24 protein-coding genes are annotated in these 22,317 nt (G+C 63.5%); 11 read left to right on the forward strand and 13 right to left on the reverse strand.

The genetic code is table 11. The annotated features are described in order from the left end of the window. The first annotated feature begins 68 nt into the window (after positions 1–68). Positions 69–1,001 carry an EamA family transporter RarD gene (gene rarD / locus NKH67_RS25755; RefSeq protein WP_352501832.1) on the forward strand — a complete coding sequence of 311 codons (933 nt, stop codon included), beginning with the start codon at positions 69–71 and terminating at the stop codon, positions 999–1,001. 55 nt (positions 1,002–1,056) lie between these two features. On the opposite strand, the gene NKH67_RS25760 is transcribed toward rarD, so the two are convergent. Next, on the reverse strand, positions 1,057–1,347 hold the full coding sequence (locus NKH67_RS25760; protein WP_352501833.1) for a muconolactone Delta-isomerase family protein: 291 nt from the start codon (positions 1,345–1,347) through the stop codon (positions 1,057–1,059). Between the two features lie 100 nt (positions 1,348–1,447). Between NKH67_RS25760 and NKH67_RS25765 the strand changes: the two genes are divergently transcribed. Beyond that, on the forward strand, positions 1,448–2,353 hold the full coding sequence (locus NKH67_RS25765) for a LysR substrate-binding domain-containing protein (RefSeq protein ID WP_353032014.1): 906 nt from the start codon (positions 1,448–1,450) through the stop codon (positions 2,351–2,353). A 101-nt stretch (positions 2,354–2,454) separates the two neighbouring features. Here the strand turns inward: NKH67_RS25765 and NKH67_RS25770 are convergent, their stop codons facing one another. Further along, on the reverse strand, positions 2,455–3,066 hold the full coding sequence (locus tag NKH67_RS25770) for an LOG family protein (protein WP_352501912.1): 612 nt from the start codon (positions 3,064–3,066) through the stop codon (positions 2,455–2,457). A 114-nt stretch (positions 3,067–3,180) separates the two neighbouring features. On the opposite strand from NKH67_RS25770, the gene NKH67_RS25775 reads away from it, so the two are divergent. From NKH67_RS25775 to NKH67_RS25790, 4 genes are all read left to right on the forward strand, one after another. Then, a complete protein-coding gene (locus tag NKH67_RS25775; RefSeq protein WP_352501835.1) occupies positions 3,181–4,686 on the forward strand; it encodes a LysM peptidoglycan-binding domain-containing protein in 1,506 nt (501 codons plus the stop codon). A gap of 60 nt (positions 4,687–4,746) precedes the next feature. Next, positions 4,747–5,121, forward strand: a complete 375-nt coding sequence (locus NKH67_RS25780) for an ArsR/SmtB family transcription factor (RefSeq protein ID WP_352501836.1) — start codon at positions 4,747–4,749, stop codon at positions 5,119–5,121. Positions 5,122–5,140: 19 nt separating this feature from the next. Then, the gene (locus tag NKH67_RS25785; protein ID WP_352501837.1) at positions 5,141–7,027 is read left to right on the forward strand and encodes an ABCB family ABC transporter ATP-binding protein/permease; all 1,887 of its coding nucleotides are present in this window, start codon (positions 5,141–5,143) and stop codon (positions 7,025–7,027) included. 89 nt (positions 7,028–7,116) lie between these two features. Further along, positions 7,117–7,464 (forward strand): antibiotic biosynthesis monooxygenase, encoded by a 348-nt coding sequence (locus NKH67_RS25790; RefSeq protein ID WP_352471114.1) that lies wholly within the window; start codon positions 7,117–7,119, stop codon positions 7,462–7,464. A 5-nt stretch (positions 7,465–7,469) separates the two neighbouring features. Here NKH67_RS25790 and NKH67_RS25795 read toward each other — a convergent pair whose 3' ends face one another. After that, a complete protein-coding gene (locus tag NKH67_RS25795; protein ID WP_352501838.1) occupies positions 7,470–8,336 on the reverse strand; it encodes an SMP-30/gluconolactonase/LRE family protein in 867 nt (288 codons plus the stop codon). Positions 8,337–8,599: 263 nt separating this feature from the next. Here NKH67_RS25795 and NKH67_RS25800 point away from each other — a divergent pair, with 263 nt between their 5' ends. The 3 genes from NKH67_RS25800 to NKH67_RS25810 all read left to right on the forward strand — a co-directional run bounded on the left by NKH67_RS25800 (position 8,600) and on the right by NKH67_RS25810 (position 10,593). Beyond that, entirely contained in the window at positions 8,600–9,298 is a 699-nt protein-coding gene (locus tag NKH67_RS25800) for a phosphatidylserine decarboxylase (RefSeq protein ID WP_352501839.1), read from the forward strand. Positions 9,299–9,301: 3 nt separating this feature from the next. Beyond that, entirely contained in the window at positions 9,302–10,117 is an 816-nt protein-coding gene (locus NKH67_RS25805) for a CDP-alcohol phosphatidyltransferase family protein (RefSeq protein WP_023677728.1), read from the forward strand. 212 nt (positions 10,118–10,329) lie between these two features. Beyond that, on the forward strand, positions 10,330–10,593 hold the full coding sequence (locus tag NKH67_RS25810) for a hypothetical protein (protein WP_352479217.1): 264 nt from the start codon (positions 10,330–10,332) through the stop codon (positions 10,591–10,593). A gap of 121 nt (positions 10,594–10,714) precedes the next feature. Here the strand turns inward: NKH67_RS25810 and NKH67_RS25815 are convergent, their stop codons facing one another. Together NKH67_RS25815 and NKH67_RS25820 are read right to left on the reverse strand one after the other, a co-directional pair. Further along, positions 10,715–12,937, reverse strand: a complete 2,223-nt coding sequence (locus NKH67_RS25815) for an AMP-binding protein (RefSeq protein WP_352501840.1) — start codon at positions 12,935–12,937, stop codon at positions 10,715–10,717. 157 nt (positions 12,938–13,094) lie between these two features. Beyond that, positions 13,095–13,502: a tautomerase family protein gene (locus tag NKH67_RS25820; RefSeq protein ID WP_352501841.1), complete on the reverse strand. Its 408-nt coding sequence runs from the start codon at positions 13,500–13,502 to the stop codon at positions 13,095–13,097. 112 nt (positions 13,503–13,614) lie between these two features. Between NKH67_RS25820 and NKH67_RS25825 the strand changes: the two genes are divergently transcribed. Beyond that, complete coding sequence (locus NKH67_RS25825) at positions 13,615–14,469, forward strand: LysR substrate-binding domain-containing protein (protein ID WP_352501842.1); 855 nt, start codon at positions 13,615–13,617, stop codon at positions 14,467–14,469. A 196-nt stretch (positions 14,470–14,665) separates the two neighbouring features. Here NKH67_RS25825 and NKH67_RS25830 read toward each other — a convergent pair whose 3' ends face one another. After that, a complete protein-coding gene (locus NKH67_RS25830; protein ID WP_502893804.1) occupies positions 14,666–15,574 on the reverse strand; it encodes a DMT family transporter in 909 nt (302 codons plus the stop codon). Between the two features lie 322 nt (positions 15,575–15,896). On the opposite strand from NKH67_RS25830, the gene NKH67_RS25835 reads away from it, so the two are divergent. Continuing rightward, the gene (locus NKH67_RS25835) at positions 15,897–16,403 is read left to right on the forward strand and encodes an OsmC family protein (RefSeq protein ID WP_352501843.1); all 507 of its coding nucleotides are present in this window, start codon (positions 15,897–15,899) and stop codon (positions 16,401–16,403) included. A 34-nt stretch (positions 16,404–16,437) separates the two neighbouring features. Here NKH67_RS25835 and NKH67_RS25840 read toward each other — a convergent pair whose 3' ends face one another. The 7 genes from NKH67_RS25840 to radA form a co-directional block, all read right to left on the reverse strand. After that, entirely contained in the window at positions 16,438–16,659 is a 222-nt protein-coding gene (locus NKH67_RS25840) for a hypothetical protein (protein ID WP_254820234.1), read from the reverse strand. 130 nt (positions 16,660–16,789) lie between these two features. Continuing rightward, complete coding sequence (locus tag NKH67_RS25845) at positions 16,790–17,419, reverse strand: hypothetical protein (RefSeq protein WP_352501844.1); 630 nt, start codon at positions 17,417–17,419, stop codon at positions 16,790–16,792. 80 nt (positions 17,420–17,499) lie between these two features. Continuing rightward, the gene (locus tag NKH67_RS25850) at positions 17,500–18,246 is read right to left on the reverse strand and encodes an SDR family NAD(P)-dependent oxidoreductase (RefSeq protein WP_352501845.1); all 747 of its coding nucleotides are present in this window, start codon (positions 18,244–18,246) and stop codon (positions 17,500–17,502) included. Continuing rightward, entirely contained in the window at positions 18,243–18,533 is a 291-nt protein-coding gene (locus NKH67_RS25855; RefSeq protein WP_352501846.1) for a hypothetical protein, read from the reverse strand. The genes NKH67_RS25850 and NKH67_RS25855 overlap by 4 nt, the downstream gene beginning before the upstream one ends. Positions 18,534–18,559: 26 nt before the next feature. Further along, the gene (gene purF, locus NKH67_RS25860; RefSeq protein WP_023677717.1) at positions 18,560–20,029 is read right to left on the reverse strand and encodes an amidophosphoribosyltransferase; all 1,470 of its coding nucleotides are present in this window, start codon (positions 20,027–20,029) and stop codon (positions 18,560–18,562) included. 125 nt (positions 20,030–20,154) lie between these two features. Further along, entirely contained in the window at positions 20,155–20,826 is a 672-nt protein-coding gene (locus NKH67_RS25865) for a CvpA family protein (protein WP_023677716.1), read from the reverse strand. A 47-nt stretch (positions 20,827–20,873) separates the two neighbouring features. Continuing rightward, on the reverse strand, positions 20,874–22,292 hold the full coding sequence (gene radA / locus NKH67_RS25870) for a DNA repair protein RadA (RefSeq protein WP_352501847.1): 1,419 nt from the start codon (positions 22,290–22,292) through the stop codon (positions 20,874–20,876). Positions 22,293–22,317: the final 25 nt, after the last annotated feature.

Genomic DNA, 22,317 nt, shown 5'->3' on the forward strand with positions numbered 1-22,317 from the left:
AAGACTCCATTGATCCATCAGCAATTTGCGATGGTTTTGGGCAAGCCGCTGGCGCATAGCCTTGGGCCATGGCTACCCAAGCACTTCAAATCGATGCCGATACCAAAGCTCGTCGCGGCTTCCTGCTGGCGCTCGGCGCCTACCTGCTTTGGGGGCTGCTGCCCTTCTACATGAAGGCTGTCGCGCATCTGCCGCTGGCCGAAGTTATCGCCCACCGCATCGTCTGGTCGGTGCCGATCGCGGCCGCTGTCCTGGTCTGGGCCGGTCGCACTGCCGATTTCAAAGCGGCAGTTCGTTCGCCGCGCATCATTTCGATGGCGGTGCTGACGGCGGCGCTGATCTCGGTCAACTGGGGCATCTATGTCTGGGCGATCGCGGTCGACCGCACCATCGAGACCGCGCTCGGCTACTACATCAACCCGCTGGTCAGCGTCGTTGTCGGCGCGCTGCTCCTCGGCGAGCGGCTCGACCGCCTGCAGATCGCGGCGGTGGTGCTGGCGGCAATCGCGGTCGCGGTGCTGACCATCGACGCCGGCAAACTGCCCTGGGTGTCGCTGGTGCTGGCCTTTTCCTTTGCCGCCTACGGCTTCTTCCGCAAGACGCTGCCAATCGGCCCGAGCCAGGGCTTCCTGCTTGAAGTGCTGCTGCTGTCGGTGCCGGCACTCGGCTACATCATCTTCCTGATCGCCACAGGACAGGATCATTTCGTCTCGAGCTCGCTGAACGACACCGCCTTGCTGATCGGCTGCGGTCCGGTCACCGCCGTGCCGCTGCTGTTGTTTGCGTTCGGCGCCAGGCTGCTGCGCCTCTCCACCATCGGCATCATGCAATATATCGCGCCGACGATCGTCTTTTTGATCGCGGTGCTGATTTTCGGCGAACCTTTCGGCAGTGTTCAGGCCATAGCCTTCGGGCTGATCTGGGCGGCACTGGCGATGTACTCCTGGTCGATGGTTTCTTCGGCGCGCAAGACCGTTTCCGCATCAGCTCGAGCCGCGTAACGAAGAAAGGCGGCTGGCCGGTCTTAATGCCGGCAGCCGCGTCTTTCACGAGCGCTCAGCGCTTCGGCCCGAAGCCGGGATATGGCTGCAGCGGCACGACGGCGGCAATATCCATCATGCCGGCCTTGACCAGCGGCAAAGTTGCAAGATCGTGGCGCACGTCGGCATCGCTGCCGGCTTCGAACATCATGCCGCTGCCGGGAATGTCGCCCCGATTCCACACCTGACGCACGGCGCCTTCGGCATAGAGCGTGCGGCGCTGCTCGGCCTCGCCAGGCAGCAGCGGCGCGAAATCGGCGTCGGTGAACTTTTCGGTGTTGCGCGCTAGAAGGGCAAAGAACTGCATCGGAATCTCCTGATGTTGGCCGTTGGAATGGCGGAAATATTCGCTTCTGCTGGCCAGACAGTCCAAGACTGATTAGGCTAAATTTGAGACCTCACGGGACTTGAGCATCGAAGCAACAATGTTCGACCTGCGCCAGCTTCGCTATTTCATCACGGTGGCCGAAACCGGCAACGTCGGGCGTGCCGCCGAATTGCTGCACATCTCGCAGTCGCCGCTCAGCCGTCAGATCATTCAGCTGGAGGAGCAGCTGGGCGTCGCACTGTTCGAGAGGGCGAGGCAGCGTGTTCATCTCAATGCCGAGGGCCGCGCTTTTCTTGCCGAGGCGCGTGCGCTGCTGGCCCATGCAAGACGGCTGGAGGAGCTCGGCCGCAATCTCGCCAGCGGTACGGTCGGCCGTCTCGCCATCGGTTATGTGGAAGGTGCGGTCCATGCCGGGCTTGTCGCTCGGATGCTGCGCCAGTTTCGCCGCGACCGGCCCGAATTTCATCTTCAACTTAAGGGTCAGCGTTCCGCCGCCCAGATCGAAGCGCTGCGCGAACGATCGCTCGATCTGGGCCTCGTCTACACGCCTCCTCCTGCCGACGATCCCGACATCGCCGCCATGCTCATTATGCGCGAGCCGCTGGTTCTGGCGATCCCGGAAGGCGATCCATTGGCAGAAATCGCGGAGATACTGCCGCAGCAACTGGACGCACGCACCTGGATCACGGTGGTGCGCCAGCCTGACGACACCAACCGCAGCCAATTTCTCGCCGCCTGCGCGAAGGCGGGCTTCCTGCCCGACATTGCCTATGAGACGACCGATCCGTTGACGTCGTTGGGCCTGGTCAGCGCCGGGCTTGGGCTGGCGACGGTGCAGGCCAGCCTGCGGAGTGCCGCGCCGCCTCAGACCGTGTTTCGCGATCTGCCGTGGTTTGAACGCACCGTCTCGATCCATCTCGCCTGGCGGCGTCAGGACAAGCGTGCGGTCATCGGAGACTTGAGGAAGGCAGTAGGCAAGGAGTGAATAGTGAATAGTGAATGGACAGGCGCCGGTTTGGAAAGTCTTCTACTTCACCATTCACCATTCACCATTCACCATTCACCATTCACCATTCACCATTCACTCTACATCTTATCAATCACCGACTGCACACCCTCCGTCGGTGCATCGACGGAGGATCCCGCCACCATGATAGCGGCGACGATTGCTTCCGGATCCTCGACCACCAGCGGCTTGACCCGTTGCGCCGTGTGGATGAAGCCCTCCGTTGCCATGTGGTCGAGCAACGCCAGCATCGGATCCCAGAACCCTCCGACGTTGCCGAAGACGATCGGCTTGCGGTGATGGCCGAGCTGCGCCCAAGTCATGATCTCGACGATCTCCTCGACCGTGCCGATGCCGCCGGGCAACGCCACAAAGGCGTCGGATTTCTCAAACATCCTGTGCTTGCGCTCGTGCATGTTGTCGGTGATGACGAGCTCGTCGAGCCGGTTAAGCGCGGTTTCGGTCGCCTCCCGGTTGATCAGAAAGCGTGGAATTATGCCGGTTACCTTGCCACCGGCCTTCAATGCCCCTTCAGCGACGGCACCCATGATCCCTTTAGTGCCGCCGCCATAAATCAGACGCAGGCCGGACTTGGCGATCGAGCGGCCAAGCAGGTGTCCGGCCTTGATATAGGTCTCATCTCGGCCCGAGGACGAGCCGCAATAGACGCAGACAGATCGAATCGTGTTCATGTTATGATTGGTGATAGGGACTATAGGCATGGTCAAGCCCCGGGGCGGGCTTTTTCTTGTCGGCTTTGGCAAAACAGGCTAGACCGAAATTAGGTGGCTAAGGGGCAGGGAAACATGGCAATTAATCCATTGAAGGCGTTTTTGTTCGCGGCTGGCGGCTCTGTCGCAGCAGCGGGAACCGCCTATGTATCGGGCGCACTCGACCCGTATCTCAATTCTACCCGGCCTGCGGAGGTCGCGGCGCTGACGCCGCCGGCTTCGAAACCGGCCGCTCCGGCGACCGAGGACCGGCTGCCGCCTGCGTCTGCCGCGTCCACCGATGCGGCAGCGCCCGCCGCGCCGGCCACAGCAGGTGCAATCGTGCCGACCTTCGACATCGTGCGCGTCGAAAGCAACGGCTCGATCGTCGTCGCCGGCAATGCGGCGCCCAACGCCAAGGTCGAGATTCTCAACGGTTCGGCTGTGCTCGGCTCGACGGTCGCCGGTCCCGACGGCGCCTTTGCCATTATTCTCGACGATCCGCTGAAGCCCGGCGACTACACGATCACGCTGCGCTCGACGGCTGGCAATGTCGTGACCGCCTCGGCGCAGACCGCGGTCGTTTCGATCCCCCAGAATTCCACCGGCCAGGTGCTGGCAATGGTCGAGGAGCCGGGCAAGCCGTCCGAACTGCTCACTGTTCCGGCCCCTCAGGCGAAATCTGACGCCTCGCCGCCTGTCGGCGAACAGGCGGCCGTTCAGCCACCCGCCACGGGCACCGAATTGCCGGCTGCCGCAGCGCCGGCGCCAGCCGCCCCGGCGGCTGACGTTCCAGCAGCGTCTGCTCCTGCCGCGCCGGCCGCTGTTGAAGCCGCGCCGGCTCCGGCAGCGCCCGCCACACCGGCAGCGCCCGCTACTTCCGCGGCGGAGCGGAAGATCGTCGTCGAAGCTGTCGAAATCGACGGCAACAAGATTTTCGTTGCCGGCGTCGCCGATCCCGGCCGCAAGGTGCGTGCGTATGCCAACGATATCCTGCTCGGTGACGCGAAGACCTCGCCCGACCGCCACTTCCTGGTCGAAGCGACACGCGACATCCCGGTCGGCACCTACACCATCCACGTCGATGCGCTCGACGCCGACGGCGTGACGGTGGTTGCCCGTGCGGCTGTGCCGTTCGAGCGCGAGCCTGGTGAGGCGGTTGCGGCCGTGGCGCCGGCCGAGCAGAAGCCTGCCGGGATAAAACCAGCCGAGCCGAATGCTCCGGCGACCGAAGGCGCACCGGCAACGGCCGCCGAAACGCCCGCAACTGCCCCCGCTCCTACAACCGAGGCCCCGGCCGAAATGGCTGTCGCAACGCCTCCGGGCGAAACGCCCGAGACCGTGGCGCCAAAGCTCGAACATGCCGATGGCGCAGTCATCATCCGCCGCCATGACACGCTGTGGCGGATTTCGCGGCGGGTCTATGGCCAGGGCATGCGCTACTCGACCATCTATCTCGCCAACCAGGACCAGATCAGCAATCCGAACCGAATCTGGCCGGGGCAGGTGTTCAAGGTGCCGGAGAAATCGAAGGAAGGCGAGCCCGCCGATCTCAAGGCAATGGGCGACCAGATGACGACGGCGCCAGTCAAGGCCGAATAGCCGTTCTGCCCATCAGGATAGCTTGCGGCAGGGCCAGTCATCGTTTATCGCCGATGGACGATGACCGAATCCCCCCTCGTAACGGACCGAAGCCGCGCGGCAGATGAACGCGCGCCGGCCAACTGCCCGCCGGCCAACTGCATGCCGGATAGCCGCGCTGTCGCTGTCCGGCTCGCGGCCCTTTCGCATCCAGCGCGGATCGAAATTCTCAAACACCTTTCCGCAAGCCGTTCCTGCTGCTGTCGCGAGGTCGTCGAGCATCTCGACCTGGCGCAGTCCACCGTTTCCCAGCATTTGAAGATCCTGGTCGAGGCCGGGCTGATCCGCTTCGAGCCTGACCGCCAGCGCTCCCGCTATGAGCTCGACCGCGCCGCGCTCGGCGATGTTTCGGCATCGCTGGCCGCGCTGGTCGATTCCTGCTGCTCCGGCCGCTAAAATCATAAGGTAAACAAGAATGGCCGAGAAAACCGTTTCCGCAGATTCCGGCTCGACCTTCAGAACGTTGCGCAATCTCTGGCCCTATATGTGGCCGGCCGACCGCGCCGACCTGAGGGCCCGAGTGGTATGGGCCACCGTACTGCTGGTTGTCGCCAAGCTGACCCTGGTGGCCGGACCCTATTTCTTCAAATGGGCGACCGACGCACTGGCCGGCGATAGCAAATCGCCGCCGCCGCTGCCGGCCCTGCTGCTGGCGCCGGTCATGCTGGTCGTCGCCTACAATGCGGTGCGGCTGGTGCAGCTCGGCTTCAACCAGTTACGCGATGCCCTGTTTGCACGGGTCGGCCAGCATGCGGTGCGCCGGCTCGCCTTCCGCACCTTCGTGCACATGCACGAACTGTCGCTGCGCTTCCACCTCGAACGGCGCACCGGCGGACTGTCGCGCGTCATTGAGCGCGGCACCAAGGGCATCGAGACGATCGTCCGCTTCACCATGCTGGCGACGGCGCCGACAATCGTCGAATTCGCGCTCACCGCCGGCATCTTCGCCGTCACCTATGGCTGGCTATACGTCTTGGTGATCGCGGTCACGGTCTGGCTCTATGTCTGGTTCACCGTCAGGGCGAGCGATTGGCGTATTTCGATCCGCCGTGAGATGAACGAAAGCGACAATGAAGCCAGCACGAAGGCGATCGACTCGCTGCTCAACTACGAAACAGTCAAATATTTCAATAACGAAACCATGGAGGCCGAGCGGTTCGACCGGTCCACGGCGCGCTACGAGTTGGCGGCGACCAGGACCTGGACCTCGCTTGGCTGGCTGAACTTCGGCCAAGGTGTGATCTTCGGTATCGGCATGACCGTCGTCATGGTGATGTCGGCGCTCGAGGTGAAGGCGGGCACACAGAGCGTCGGCGATTTCGTCTTCGTCAACGCCATGCTCATGCAGCTTTCGGTGCCGCTGAATTTCATCGGCATGATCTACCGCGAAATTCGCCAGGGCCTGACCGACATCGAAAACATGTTCGATCTGCTCGACGTCAAGCGTGAGATCGTCGATCGGCCGGGCGCCAAGCCGCTGGTCGTCGATGCAGGCAGGGTCGAGTTCCGCGACGTACATTTTTCCTACGACCCCAACCGCAAGATCCTGAAGGGCATCAGCTTCGAGGTGCCAGCTGGCAAGACGGTGGCCATCGTCGGCCCCTCCGGAGCCGGCAAGTCGACCATTTCGCGGCTTTTGTTTCGCTTCTACGACATCCAGCGCGGCAAGATTCTGATCGACGGCCAGGACATTCGCGACGTGACGCAGGAGAGCTTGCGCGCTGCCATCGGCATGGTGCCGCAGGACACGGTGCTGTTTAACGACACCATCGCCTACAACATCCGCTACGGCCGCGTCGGCGCCAGCGAGGAGGATGTGCGCAAGGCGGCAGAATTGGCCCAGATCGGACCGTTCATCGAGCGGCTGCCCGACGGCTATCGCTCAATGGTCGGCGAGCGCGGATTAAAACTGTCCGGCGGCGAGAAGCAGCGGGTGGCGATTGCCCGCACCATTTTGAAGGCACCGCCGATCCTGATGCTCGACGAGGCGACCTCGGCACTGGACAGCCACACCGAGCAGGAGATCCAGGCGGCACTCGACCTGGTCAGCCAGGGCCGCACCACCCTCGTCATCGCCCATCGGCTGTCCACAGTGATTTCGGCCGACGAGATCATCGTCCTGCAGGATGGCCAGATCGCCGAGCGCGGCACCCATGTCGCCTTGATAGCCAAGCGCGGCCTTTATGCATCGATGTGGGACCGCCAGCGCGAGGCAAGCGAGGCCGAGGAGCGGCTGCGCATTGCCCGCGAAAGCGACGAGTTCGGCGTCGTCGTCCGCCGCCGCACCTCGGAGGTGAGCTGAAAATTCGTGCTTGACCTCAACTTAAGTTGAGATCGTAGGCCGTTTTGGATCGCAGCAAAATGCGTCGTTCAAAAACGGAGACAATCGATATGAATGGGATAAATCAGGCAGGTACTGGCGGCAGCGTATTCCGGGTGGACAAGTTTGTCGTTCCGGCCAACGCCCGCGAGGAGATTCTTGCCAAGGTCCGGATGACGCATGAATTGCTGCGCCAGCAGCAAGGGTTCGTCCAGGATTTCCTGCTCGAGCAATTCTCGGGGCCGGGCGAGTTCAACCTCGTGACCATTGTCGAATGGGAAGGGCAGGCCGCCGTCGACAAGGTCGTGCCGATCATCAAGGCTGCGCATGAGCGCAGCGGCTTCAATCCTCAGGAGACCATTTCGCGACTTGGCGTCAAGGCCGATATTGCCAACTATCAGCGGATTCCCGGGATGTAAGCTCTCTACGGCCAGCCGGCGCCCGGCGCAGTAGCGTCGACGCTGAGCACTTGGCCGGTACGGGCATCGCTGATCATATGTTCGAAGCCGCGCCATTCGGCGGCGACGATGAACAGCGTTTTTCCCTCGCTGCCGCCGAGCATGCAGGCAAAGCAGCCGCGGTCGACATCGACGCTTTCGAGCATCGCGCCGCCCTCGCGCACCCGCACGCAATGCCGGTTCGGAACGTCGGCATACCAGGCCGCACCTTCGGCATCGAGGCAGATGCCGTCGGGAAAACCGTTGCCGAGATTGGCCCAGATCCTGCGGTTGGAAAGGCCACCATCGGCAGAGATGTCGAAGGCGGTCAGCCGGTTGGCGTGGGACTCGGCAACGACCAGCGTCTTGTTGTCGGGCGTCACCGCCATGCCATTGGCGAACGCGAGGTTCTCAGCCACCTGCTGAACCGAGCCATCCGGTGCAACTTGCACGATGGTGCCGGGACCGAAATGCTGGCCGAGGGCCGGAGCAGGCCCACCGCCATTGACGTATATGTTGCCGCGCCCATCGACCACCATCTCGTTCCAGGGGCTCTTTGATAGTTGTCTCAGATCGGCATGGGTGACCAATGTCCCGTCTGCCTCCTGCCTGAGGATCAGCCCTTCGCGGCCGGACACGACAAGCAGGCGCCCGTCCGGCAGCCAGTCAATGGAATAGGGCAGGGTGGCCGGCACGGTGAGCACGATCTCGCTGTTGCCCAGGGCGTCAACGGCGATGATCTGGCCCGTGCCCCAGTTGCAGAGCCACAGCCGGCCGTCGTGCCAGCGCGGTGACTCGCCGAAGGCCAAGCCGTTCATCACCACTTGCACTTGCCTAGCTGCTGATTTCTGCATGGGCCGAGAACCTCCGGGTTTGCGCAAATCGTCATGGCCGAAAGGCCGATGAGAGGCGCCGTCTTGCCAAGGACGGGCGAGAGTGCTGCGTTCCGACAATCGCAATGAACATTTCCGGTTGATCACTTCGGCAGTCCGGATGCTGCTAACGGCATCCTGAAACGGCGGTGATCGCCACCCCCGAGCGCTCTCATTGTCGCGTTGCGACCGCGGGGTGTTTCCGCTATTGAGGCCGGACTTGGAACCAAGGTTGCCCTCATCCCATGAGCCTCGTTGACACGATCAAGAATGCGTTCGTTCCGATCCACCGCGAGGGTTATCCCTTTATCGCTGCGTTCGGCACGGCGACGCTCTTTCTTGGCTATTTCTCCTCGACCCTGTTCTGGATCGGTCTCATCCTGACGGCCTGGTGCGCCTATTTCTTCCGCGATCCCGAGCGCGTCACGCCGATCGACGACCGGCTGGTTGTCAGCCCGGCCGACGGCATCGTCTCGGCGGTTGGCCCGGCCGTGCCGCCGCGCGAGCTTGGCCTCGGCGGCGGCGAAATGACCCGCATCTCGGTATTCATGAACGTCTTTTCCTGCCACATTAACCGCTCTCCGGTGCGTGGCCGCATTTCCAGGATCGAGCATCGGCCAGGAAAATTCCTCAACGCCGAGCTCGACAAGGCAAGCACCGAGAACGAGCGCAACGGGCTGGTCATCGAAAGCCCCAATGGAACGGTCGCCGCGGTACAGATTGCCGGCCTGGTGGCGCGGCGCATCGTCTGCTGGGCCGAGCCCGGCGGCGCCATCGGCACCGGCCAGCGCTTCGGGCTGATCCGCTTTGGCTCGCGCGTCGATGTGTTCCTGCCCTCGACCGCGACGCCGCGTGTCGCCGTCGGCCAGACCGCGGTTGGCGGTGAGACGGTGCTGGCGGAATTCGGCGGCGTTGCTGCAACGCCGCTCGTGCGGGTCTCCTGACCGGTGGCGCCGCCGTTCAAGAAATTCGAGGCGCATGGCGGCGGTGGCCCGCGCATTCGCGAAATCCCGATGCGCATGGTGCTGCCCAATCTGGTCACGGTGCTTGCCATCTGCGCCGGCCTGTCCGGTATTCGCTTCGGCTTCGAGGGCCGCTTCGAGCCAGCGGTGGTGATGGTGCTGCTCGCCGCCTTCCTGGATGGTATCGACGGCCGTCTGGCGCGAATGCTGAAGGCGACTTCCAAATTCGGCGCCCAGATGGATTCGCTGGCCGATATCGTCAATTTCGGCGTGGCACCGGCGCTGGTGCTCTATGCCTTTCTGCTCGACAGGGCAGGTTCGCCGGGCTGGATCGCCGCGCTGCTGTTCACCATCGCCTGTGGGATGAGGCTTGCCCGTTTCAACGTGCTCGACGAAGAGCTCGACCGTCCGCAGTGGCAGACCGAATATTTCGTCGGCGTGCCGGCGCCGGCGGGTGCGGTGCTGGTGATGCTGCCGCTCTATCTGTTCTTCCTCAGGCTTGGGCTTGAACCCAGCCGCCTGGCAGCCTTCATTGCCACCGGCTTTACAATATTGGTGGCGTTCCTGCTGGTCAGCAGGCTGCCCGTCTATTCCGGCAAGAGCGTCAGGATACCGGGCGACAGGGTGCTGCCGATCATCCTCGCAGTCGTCCTCTACGTCCTGCTTTTGATGACCTATCCCTGGTATACGCTGACGGCCTCGGTTGCCGGCTATCTGGTCTTCTTGCCGTTCAGCGTGCGGGCCTATTCGAGACGCGCCAAGCGCGAAGGCGAGAAGGTGCCGTCCTCGGATATTGGCTGACGGATTTGGTGCCAGTTCGCGTTGCGCCTGGGAGTGCATGATTCCAAAAAGGCTCGCAGAGCACGCGGCGCTGTGGAACGCACCTCAAAAACCCCGTTTTCGGAACTTGCTGGGCGGCTAGACCGTTTGTGTTGGTAGGTCCGTTTGAGCGGCTGCTCGTGATACGTCGCAAGCTGCGGCATAGGGCGCAGAACCATCGGAACCGAGGAGAAATGGCTGTCATCCTCATCGGCGCGTTACTGACTGTCGCCGGCCTCGTCTATATGGCGGTAGCAGCCATCATGCGCGGGCGGCTTAGTGAACCGGCCGCTGTCTCCACCGCGCCGGACAGTCCGACGCCTAATCTCGCAACACCAGGCCCGACCCTGGAGCCGCGGCGGCGCGGGCTCCGTTTTCTCGGCCTGTCGCAGAACTGGCCGGGCCTGCTGATGATGGCCGTCGGCGTCATTCTGCTGTTGTCGGTGGTAGTCCTCTAGTGCATTCGCGCAAAAGTGTGCAGCGGTTTTGCGATAACGACATGCATAAAAACAAGAATCTAAAGCGCGTCGCACAAGGCCGGTCGAACGCGACGCGCTTTAGAGTTTTCGACAGCAAGCCTCAGGCGGCTGCGCTCAGTCCCAGCCTCTCGAGCGCCAGCTTTCTAGTCGAGACATAGTCGGTCTTGCCGGAGCCCAGTACCGGGATCTCCTCGACCTTGACGATGTCGTTCGGCACCATCAGTTCGGCCGCCCCGGCTTTTTTGCCGAATTCCCGCAATTCGTCGGGATCGGCATTGTCGGCCGTGGTGACCAGAACGAGGCGCTCGCCGCGCCGCTTGTCCGGCACTGCCACCACGGCGTGATGCTCTTCCGGCCACAGCGACTGCACCAGCATCTCGACCGCGCCAAGCGATACCATCTCGCCGGCTATCTTGGCGAAGCGCTTGGCGCGGCCGCGAATGGTGATGAAGCCTTCGCGATCGACCGAAACGATATCGCCGGTGTCGTGCCAGCCTTCGAGCGGCTGCAACTCGCCCGGTCGGTCGCCGGTCATGTAGCCCATCATCAGGTTCGGCCCGTCGAGCCACAGCCGGCCGGCGTCGCTGATGCCTTCGACCGGTTCGAGTTTCATGCGCATGGCCGGCAGCAGCCGCCCGACCGTTCCGTCGCGGCCGTGGATGGCGGTGTTGACGGCAACCACTGGTGCGGCCTCGGTCAAGCCAAAACCTTCGATGATCTCGGCCTGGAAGCGCTCGCGGTAAACTCGGCGCGTTTCCGGCTTTACCGCCTCGGCACCGGCCACGACGAAGCGCAGGCTGGAAAAATCGCCGTCCTTGGCGGTGCGGGCATAGTTGGCGAGGAACGTGTCGGTGCCGAACATCACCGTCGGCCGGACCTTGCGCGCCACCTCCGGAATAAGTTTGAAGTGCAGCGGTGACGGGTAGAGGAACAGCTTTACTCCGGTGACCAGCGGCAGGATGGTGCCGCCGGTCAGCCCGAACGAGTGGAACACCGGCAGCACGTTGAGCAGGATATCGGCCGGCGAGATGGTGATGCGGGCTTCCGCCTGCATCGCATTGGCAAGAAGATTCCGGTGCGACAGCACCACGGCCTTGGGCGTGCCTTCCGAGCCGGAGGTGAACAGGATCACCGCCGGCTTGGCCGCATCCTGGCGCTGCAACGGCCGGCGCCACAGCAAGCCGGCTGCGGCCTTGTCCAGCACGGTCACGCTTGCGCGGACATCCTCCAGCCACAGCAGTTTCGCCCCGCCCTTTTCCACCGCCTCGACGATGTCGGCGAGGTTGGCCTTTTCGACAAAGGCGCGTGAGGAGACCACGGTGCGGATCATTGCCGTGCGGACGGCGGCGGTGACGCTGGCCGGGCCGGCGGTATAGTTGATCATTGCTGCCACCCGCGCTGCCGACAGAAGTCCGACGAACGACAGCACGACGCCATTGGCGTTGGGCAGGAGCAGCCCAACCGCTTCGCCCGGCGCTGTTATTGCCTCGAACCGTCGGCCCAAAACCCTGGCGCCGATGAACACTTTCCGGTAGCTCAGGGCACCGCCAATGACGTCCTCGATTATTGGGTGCGAAGCGCCAACGCGGTCGGCCGCATCGCGCATGGCGAGGAACAGCCCTCGGTCGAGATCACTGCCGAAAAGCCTGGCCTCGGCGAAGCGATCAAACAGCGCATTGGTGTTGGAGGCCTGATCTGGGTTCCGCGCCACCAGCTCGGCGATGGTCATCGGCTCCAGCGCGCTGATCGACAGCTGCGGAAACCAATGGCGCGGCGCCTTGTCCGCCGGCGTCAGCGAGGCCGGCAGGCTGCGTGCGCCGGCAACGAAGATCGGCACGATACGGGCGTCGGCCTGCATGGCGATACGGGTGATGGCGCGAAACAACCGAAACGACTTGACGTCTGGCTCGACCGCATCCGGCAGGTAAACGGCGAGCCGGCCCTTGCCCTTCAGCACCCGCACCAATCTGCGGCTGACGAAGACATGCTCGGCGTTGAAGGCGATGGTGCGGCCGAGCTCGCGCCACGGCTCCAGCCACGGCGATCTGGCCGAAGCCTGGTCGAGGATGTGCAGCGTGTCTTCCGGCAGCAGCGACAGCATCAGCGCCGGCTCGATGCGTGACTGATGCCAGATGACATAGATGACCGGGGCCACCGACCTGCGCGCAATCTTGATGCGCTCGTCGCTGATCCGGTAGGCGAGCTTGAACGGCACGTAGAGCAGCGCCTGGCTCAAACGCAGGCCGAGGCGGAACTTCTCCACCACGCCGATCAGCAGCCAGGCCGCGACAAGACCCGCAAGCAGCGCCAGTGTCAGGATCATCGCCGCATCTCCCAACGATCTCACGTCGCGGCTCTTCACCGGCCGCTTCGGGTGAGAACCTAGCCGAAGTTGGATCAACGTCAATGCGGCTCCATTTTTCCTTCTCTCCTATGGTTTGATTCGCCTATGTTTGATTCGGCTCGGCTGCTTATCGCAGCTACGCCGCTTTCATCCTTCCGCTGATGAAGCGGAATTCCTGCGTCTTGCCGCCAAAGCCATAGGCGGCCGCAGGCACTTCATGCACGAGGGCGTAGCTTTCCTCATGCACCTTACCCAGCAGCCGGCCGAATGCCGCGAAAATTGCCTGTAGATACGCCTCCAGTTCGCGCTTGGTGTTGGTACCGTCGACAACCTTGATGTCGAGCCAGGCCGTGTTGGTGCCATGCTCGGCCAGCGACTTGCCGCCGGCGAACCAGTGCTCGGGGTCGTGATAGGAAATGGCAACAGCTGTGATCGTGGCGTCCTTGCGCAGATGCGTGGCCGTCAGTTCGGTCACTTCCTTGGCAATGGCGGCGGACAAAGCGGCATCGGGCTTGCCGGTAACGCTGACATTGATGATCGGCATGTTTCTTCTCCTCGGTTTCAAGCGGCCTCTTCGCCGTCGAGAAAATCATGCCATCGTCCTTTGATCAAAAAAATCGAATTGTTTTTGATAAACACTTTGATAATATCGAATTATGCAGTTGTTCGATCCCGACCTCCTCAAGACTTTCCTCGCTTTCGTCGATGGCGGTTCCCTGGCGCGGGCCGCGTCGATCGTCGGTCGCTCGCCGTCCGCAGTGACCGCGCAGATGCAGCGGCTGGAGGATGTTGTCGGCGAACCGCTGCTGGTGCCGCAGGGGCGAGGGCGCGGCCTGACGCCGGCAGGCGAGGATCTGATCGTTCACGCGCGTCGCATCCTTGCCGCGCACCGCGAGGCGTGGCTGGCCCTCAAAGGCGCGCACGCCGACGGGCGCGTCGCCATCGGCACCACGCAGGATTTCGCCGACAGCGGCTTGCCGCAGCTTCTCAGGGCTTTTGCTGTCAGCCATCCGCGCGTCAGGATCGAACTGCGCGTCGGCCGTTCCGCCGAACTGGCGCAGGCTTTGCAGGCCGGCACCCTTGATCTGGCCATTGCCATGCGGCAGGTGCCGACACGGGACGAAGTCGGTGTGCTCAAGGAACCAATGATCTGGCTTTGCTCACAGAACGGGCTGGCCACCCGCCACGACGAACTGCCCCTGGCGCTGCTCGATCCCCATTGCGGGTTTCGCGAAGCGGCGACCAGTGCACTCGATGCGGCCGGCCGTCGCTACCGCATTGCTGCCGGCAGTGCCAGCCTTGCCGGCCTGCGTACGGCGGTGCACGCCGGCATCGCCTTGACGTTGAGGACGGCGCGCTTCGCTCATTCCGGCATCGTCGAGGCGCCGAGCGATCTTGATCTGCCGCCGGTGCCGGTCGCCGAATTCGCCGTCCGCTTGCGTGAGGATGCCGACCGGCCGGCGCAGGATCTGGCAGCGTTGTTCAGCGGCAACCTGGCCTTGGCCAATTGAGCCAGCAAAGAAAAAGCCGACCTTGCGGTCGGCTTCTGAGTAGGACGGGCCGAGGGGTTTGGGGGGACTTGGGGTGGCCCGTCGCAGCCATAATGCCTGAGCCCTATGATGGTTCCATGACTTTTCAAATTAATTTTCAGGACCGGATTTCTCGTGATCGGACCACCAACTCGCGCTCGGACGCGGCGAGGATTGGTCATGCATCCGCTGCGCGCTGCCTGGCCATCAGCCAGTCGCGGCCGGCGTGAGCGAACACCGCGCAAAGCACGATGGCGCCACCGACCATGCTGGCTGCCGGCGGGATCTCCGCCAGGAACAGGAAGGCAAACAGGATCGCGAATGGCACTTCAGCTGAACCCAGCAATCCGGACTCGGCCGCCGGAATAAGCCGGGTGCCCTCCGTCCACAGGATCGAAGCCAGCGCGAACGAGGCGCCGAAGGTGGCCAGAAGCACAGCGTCCCTGGCCGAGACAGCCAGCGGATCGGCGACGAACCAGCCGAGCACGAACAAAAGGATTGCCGACACCGCACCCGCCCACACCACCGGCGTGTCGCGGAAGGCGCGCACCATGATCATGTAGAGCGCGCTGCCGATCGTCATCAGCAGCGCCAGCCCGTCGCCGAACAAATGGCCGGTGCCGAAGCCGGACCAGACCATGATTGCCACACCGCATAATGACACAGCGGCGGCGGCAAGCGTCTGCAGCCGGAACGGCTCGCGGACCAACAGGAGGGCCAGCAGCGCGGTGACGAACGGGGCCGTGGCATAGATGATCGCGACATTGGCGACAAAGGTGAACTTGAACGCCGAGATAAAGGCGATGCTTGCGAGCGCGCCCTCGATCGCCAGCAGCCAGCCTCGCCAGCCGAGCCGCAAGCTGTCGCGACCGCCGGAGCGCTGGTGGCGCCATAGCACATACAGGCTGATCAGGATCGAGCCGACGAAGCCGCGCCAGCAGGTAATGGTCAGCGGGTCGGCATGGATCGATTTGGTCAGCACGCCGGTGAGGCCGAAGACGGCCGCCGATGCCGAGACCAGGATGATGCCGAGGGTACGTTCGCGGGCGCTTTCCACTGTGCATGGCATGTCCAGCGATCCCGTCATCTCACCAGCCTACGCTGCCCCTTCCTGACACCATAGTGTCAGCTTGAGGCGTCCTGCATCGAAAACAGCAGGTAGGCAGCCCCGCTGAACAGGATTCCGGCAAGAACCCGTTCGCGGGTTTTCACGATGGCGATATCGGCCATATGTCCGGCGGCCTTACGAATGTGTTGCGAGAGACGGTGTGATGGCGTTGGATGCTCCCCGTATCGTCAGGCTATACCGGCGAAACCCTGCCAAGCGCTACGCCAGCGCGGACTTGCGTTTGGGGCAGGCGGCATAGCCGTAAAGCAGCGAAGCCAGGGCAATTATGGGAGACGACAAAATGGATGCGATCGCATTGAAGGCCGTGCAGGCGCCGCTGAAGGAGGCCTATCGCGACAACGCCTCGCGCGCGCTGATTACTCTCCGCGCCAAAGGCTCGATCGACGACCAATCGATCGCCTGCAAGGTCGAGACAGGCAGGGCGATCGCCATTGCGGGGCTGCATCCGGCGACCGGCGGCACCGGGCTCGAACTCTGCTCCGGCGACATGCTGCTGGAGGCACTGGTGGCTTGCGCCGGCGTCACGCTGAAGGCGGTAGCGACGGCGCTGGAATTCAAGCTTGGGGCCGCCACGGTGGAAGCCGAAGGCGACCTGGACTTTCGCGGCACGCTTGGGGTGGCAAAGGATGCGCCGGTTGGCTTCCGCGCCATCCGGCTGACATTTGGCCTCGACACCGACGAGCCGCAGGAGCGCATCGATGCGCTGCTCAAGCTGACCGAGCGCTACTGCGTCGTGTTCCAGACCATCAGCCAGAAGCCGGAGCTGACGGTAAGCGCGCGACGCTGACGATCTCCCCCTCAAGGGGGGAGATCACGCTGTCCTACTGCGCCGACGGCTCCTCGGCGTCGCCCTCGTCGGCGAAGGGCGAGGCGCTCGGCACGCACTGCACCGACCAGCCGGCCGGCGTCGGTTGCTTCTGGTATTCGGTTATGGCGAAGGCGCACTGTTCGCGGGTGTCGAATGTGCTGGGCAGCACGACCATGCCGCCTTGCGGGCCGGCGATCACCAGATACCAGACTAACGCTACGCTCGGTGCCGCCATGAGTATTTCCTCGCTCTGCTTGTTTTGGGAGTCGCACGATCCTAGCAACTCCGGCCCAGCGGCGAAAGCTGGGCCAAAGCGCGGCGTTAAGCCACGGCATCACAGCCACGTGATGTCGGGTCGTTTTGGTTCAGTTCACCGCAAAACAATAGAACAGGCCGTCGCCGCCGGTGCCCTTCAGCGCTTCCTGGCTGCAGCCACCGCGTGACGCATGCGAGGAATTCCACGATTTGGCGGCTGCCGAGCCATCGAGGCCGGTACGATCGTGATGACCCATCATGGCCACACCTTCTGCTCCGCTCAGCGTCCAGTCGCCGCAGGTCTGGTCGGCAATTTTCGTGCCATCCGGCTTGGAGCCGGTCAACACGTCGTGCCGGTTGGGCGTGTCGCCGCGGCCGTTGACCATTTGGCCCTTTTCGTCGAGTGCCGTCTGTTTGGTGATGGCGTTGGCATCGCTATGCAGGGAAGCGACATCATCGGCGATCTTGACGCCCTTGGCGTTGAACCACGGGCCTTTGCCGATACGGTCGCGTGCATCGGTATCGCTGGTCGAGAGATAGGCGCGCCATGTCTTGCCGGTAACGCCCGCGGCTTCGGCCAGTGAACTACAATGGACGTCGGCGCCGGCGAGACCGCCGAGATCGGCGCCTTTGCCGGAGCCGACGCTGGTGACGAAAAAGCTCATCGTTGCCTCCTGCGACGACGTGGCGCCGATCACTGCAAGCAGCGCGGCGGCAGTCAAGAGAAGCAGTCTCCGCATATGGTCCTCCGTTTCTCGAATTGTGGCACCCGAACAACGTTGGTGCCGGTGCAATTCTTCCGGCAAAATGCGATGTGTGGCTACTCCGGCTGCCGGTAGGCGACAAAGCGATTGTGCTTGGCCTGGAAGATCAGCCCGGTCTCCTTGAGCGTAGGGCTGGCCAGCGGCACGATTCGCTTGGCGATCTCCGAAGGGTGCGGCAGTGTTTCAGGATCCTCGCCGGGTACGGCCTGCGCCCGCATCGCGGTGCGCGTTGCCCCGGGATCGGCGGCATTGACCCTGAGCGGCAGGTTTTCGGTCTCATGCGCCCATGAACGCGTCATGGCCTCGACCGCCGCCTTCGACGCCGCATAAGGCGCCCAGAAGGCGCGTGCGGAGTGGGCAAGGCTGGAGCTCAGCACGATAGCACGGCCGGCATCGGAAAGCCTGAGCAGCGGGTCGACCGAGCGGATCAGCCGCCATGTTGCGGTGACGTTGATGGTCATCACCTTCTCGAAGGTCTTGGCCTCGACATGGCCGATCGGGGCGATGACGCCGAGCACGGCGGCGTTGGCGACCAGTATGTCGAGCTTGCCCCAGCGCTCGTGGATGGCGCCGCCCAGCCGGTCGATCCCCGCCATGTCGGCAAGATCGAGCGGTACCAGCGTCGCCTGTCCGCCACCTGCCTTGATCTGGTCGTCGAGTTCTTCCAACCCGCCGACGGTGCGGGCAACCGCAATCACATGCGCACCGGCGGCGGCAAGCCCCCTGGCGATGAAATAGCCGATGCCGCGCGAGGCGCCGGTGACGACCGCAACGCGGCCGGAAAGGTCAAGGGGAGGGGTCATGAGCTATTCTTGGGTTGCTGGTCTAAGAACGACAGCTGAATGAAGGAAATCAATTGCCTGGCGGAATTCTCATCAAGAGGGACAAAAACCGTTGCATCACCACCGATAGCTTTGACGACGACATACTTGTCTTGGGTTTCTCTCGCCTCTCTAACTTGACAGAAAAGAAATCCATTGCCGAGAGGCGTATCGATATCGACCTCAGATCTAATCTGATCTTTGAGCAAGGATTTTGCAAATGAGAGTGAATCCTTGAGGCCTTGCCATAAGCCTCGTCGAGCGCTCATGTCTTTCCTCCGTCCGGATCGGAATTCTACGACCCGCCGGCCGCTAACAGCGACAGCGTGCGCACATTGTCGGAGCCTTCGAAGTCGGCAAGCCGGGTCGGATACTGGCCGGTGAAGCAGGCGTCGCAGAATTGCGGCTGCTCGTTGTCGCGGCCTGCCTCGCCGACGGCGCGGTAGAGCCCGTCGATCGACAGGAAGCCGAGCGAATCGACGCGGATGAACTCGGCCATCTCCTCCACCGACATGCGCGACGCCAGCAGCTTCGACTTTTCCGGTGTGTCGACGCCGTAAAAGCAGGAGGCGCGCGTCGGCGGCGAAGCGATGCGCATATGCACTTCCTTGGCGCCGGCATCGCGCACCATCTGGACGATCTTCTGGCTGGTGGTGCCGCGCACGATCGAATCGTCCACCAACACCACGCGCTTGCCTTCGATCATGCGGCGGTTGGCGTTGTGCTTGAGCTTGACACCCATGTGGCGGATCGAATCGCCGGGCTGGATGAAGGTGCGGCCAACATAGTGATTGCGGATAATGCCGAGCTCGAACGGAATGCCCGCGGCCTGCGAAAAGCCGATCGCCGCCGGCGTGCCCGAATCCGGCACCGGCACGACGATGTCGGCCTCGACCGGACTTTCCTGCGCCAGCTCGGCGCCGATGCGCTTGCGCACTTCATAGACGTTGCGGCCTTCGACCGACGAATCCGGCCGCGCGAAATAGACATATTCGAAGATGCAGAAGCGGGTCTTCTGCGGCTCGAACGGGAACAGGCTTTCGATGCCCTTGCTGGTGACGACGACCATTTCGCCGGGCTTCAGGTCGCGCACGAAACGCGCACCGATAATATCGAGCGCGCAGGTCTCGGAGGCGAGAATCCAGGCGCCGTCGAGATCGCCGAGCACCAGCGGGCGGATGCCGAGCGGGTCGCGGCACCCGATCATCTTCTTGGACGTCATCGCCACCAGCGAGAAGGCGCCTTCGACTTGGCGCACCGCATCGATGAAGCGCGAATTCAGGTCGCGCTCCTTGCTGGTGGCAACCAGGTGCAGGAGCGTTTCGGTGTCGGAGGTGGAAGAGAAGATGGCGCCTTGCTTCTGCAGGGCGCGCTGAACGGTCATGGCGTTGGTGAGATTGCCGTTATGGGCGACGGCAAAGCCGCCATCGGCAAGTTCGGCGAAGAAAGGCTGGATATTGCGCAGACCGGCGCCGCCGGTGGTGGCATAGCGTGTGTGGCCGATAGCACGGTTGCCTTGCAGGCTGTCGATGACACGCTGCTTAGTAAAGGTGTCGCCGATCAGGCCGACATGGCGTTCGACATGGAATTGGGTGCCGTCATAAGAAACGATGCCGGCCGCTTCCTGGCCTCGATGCTGCAACGCATGCAGACCGAGCGTTACGATGGCTGCGGCGTCCTGCCGGCCGAAAATGCCGAACACGCCGCATTCGTCGTGGAAATGGTCGTCGGCTTCGGCGGAAAGCACGTCGTCTGCGTCTGCCACTGAGGCTGCCATTGGGGCTCAAGCTCCGCTAAAGTCGCCATATAAGGTCATAGCGCATCGAAAGCAACGCACGTCGTGCGGCGTTCACATGATCGACAGTCTTGAGCCTCGCAAGTCTGTCGAAATCAGTTTGCCGGCGCCGGGTTTGCAGGTGCCGGCGTCGCGGGCGCATTGTCGGCCGGCGGCGCATCGCTGTCGTCGGGTGCCGGCGCAGTGGCGTCGTCGCCGGCGGCAGGGGCTTCCGCTGCAGGCGCGTCGGGGGCCAGAGGCGTCTCGGTGGCCGGCTGATTCGGATTGAGCTTGTTGAGGATGGCGTTTTCCGGATCCTCGGGCAGCAAGCTTTCGAGCTTGGCGCCGATCGATTCGAGCAACGGCTTTGACTTGGCGTTGGCAATCCAGCCTGGAGCCTTGGCGCCCGCCAGCCAATTGAAGAAAAGCAGCGCGACAGCGACGACCAGAATGCCGCGCGCCGCGCCATAGAGGAAGCCAAGTGTACGATCGAGCGCGCCGATCCTGGAATCGATGATCCAGTCGGCGAGCTTCATGGTGATGACCGAAACGACGATCAGCGCGACAATGAAGACGATACCGGCGGCCGCCGCCATGGCGGCCTTTTCGTTGTCGACATAGGGCTGAATGTAAGGCAGCACCGGCTTGTAGAAGAAGAAGGCGGCGGCCGCGGCGGCTGCCCAGGAGATGATCGACAGGATCTCGCGAGAAAAGCCGCGAACCATAGCGAGCATCGCCGAGACCAGGGTGAAGCCGACGAGAATTCCGTCAAGCAGCGTAATCGGCATGTTTTTCGCCCCACTCCGATCTCTTTTTCACGGCCCGACGAGCCGCATCACTCTTGCTCGTCGGCGCGGCTGCGCCGAGAGCCGGCTATTCGCGCCACGAGATCGGCAAGCTCGGTGGGCTGGAAAGCGCTGGCTCCGATCCCCCCGACCGCATTACCACCAACAAGTTCCTCGCTGCCCAAGGGCAGAACCGCGCGTCCGAAACCCAGCTTTTCGGCTTCCTTGAGGCGCTGCTGCGCATGCGCAACCGGCCTCACCGCACCCGACAGGCTGATTTCGCCGAAATAGACGCAATCGGCGGGAAGGGCAAGACCGGTGAGCGAGGAAACCAGTGCCGCCGCCACTGCCAGGTCGGCCGCCGGCTCCGAAATGCGGTAGCCGCCGGCAACGTTGAGATAGACATCGTGCGTGCCGAAGCGGACGCCGCAATGGGCTTCCAGAACCGCCAGGATCATCGACAGCCGGGCACCGTCCCAGCCGACGACGGCGCGGCGCGGTGTGCCCAGCGTCGATGGCGCCACCAGCGCCTGGATCTCGACCAGCACCGGCCGTGTGCCTTCCATGCCGGCGAAAACCGCGGCACCCGGCGACTTCGCACGGCGCTCACCGAGGAAAAGCTCGGACGGGTTGGCGACTTCCCGCAAGCCCTTGTCCGACATTTCGAAGACGCCGATCTCATCGGTTGGCCCGAAGCGATTCTTGACCGTGCGCAGGATGCGGTAGTGGTGGCCGCCTTCGCCCTCGAAATAGAGCACCGCGTCGACCATGTGCTCGACGACGCGCGGTCCGGCGATCTGGCCCTCCTTGGTGACGTGGCCGACCAGAACGATCGCCGCCCCTGTGGATTTTGCGTAGCGGATCATCGCCTGGGCGGCGGCACGCACCTGGGTCACCGTGCCGGGCGCCGAATCGGCCATATCGGTCCACAGCGTCTGGATCGAATCGAGAATGACCAGATCCGGCCGCTTGCCATCGGCGATGGTGGCGAGGATGTCCTCGACATTGGTTTCGGCGGCGAGCTCGACCGGGGTGTCGGCGACGCCGAGCCGCTGGGCGCGCAGCCTGATCTGCGCGACCGCCTCTTCGCCCGAGACATAGACGATGCGGTGGCCCTTTGCCGCCAGCGCGGCCGCGGCCTGGGTGAGCAGCGTCGACTTGCCGATGCCGGGATCGCCGCCGACCAGCAGCGCCGAGCCGCGCACGAAGCCGCCGCCGGTGGCGCGGTCGAGTTCGCCGATGCCGGAGACGATGCGCGGCGCGTCCTCGATGTCGCCGGAGAGGCTGGTCAGCACCACCGCGCGGCCTTTGCGTGCATTGCGCGTATTGGCCGGGCCGGAACCTATGCCGCCTGACGTGCCTTCCTCGACCAGCGTGTTCCACTCGCCGCAGGCATCGCATTTGCCGGCCCAGCGCTGATGCACGGAGCCGCAATTCTGGCAGATGAACTGGACGCGGGATTTGGCCATCAGGCGCGGCCTGCGACAATTGAAA

It is taken from the genome of Mesorhizobium sp. M0968, assembly GCF_040319065.1.
GTDB lineage: Bacteria > Pseudomonadota > Alphaproteobacteria > Rhizobiales > Rhizobiaceae > Mesorhizobium.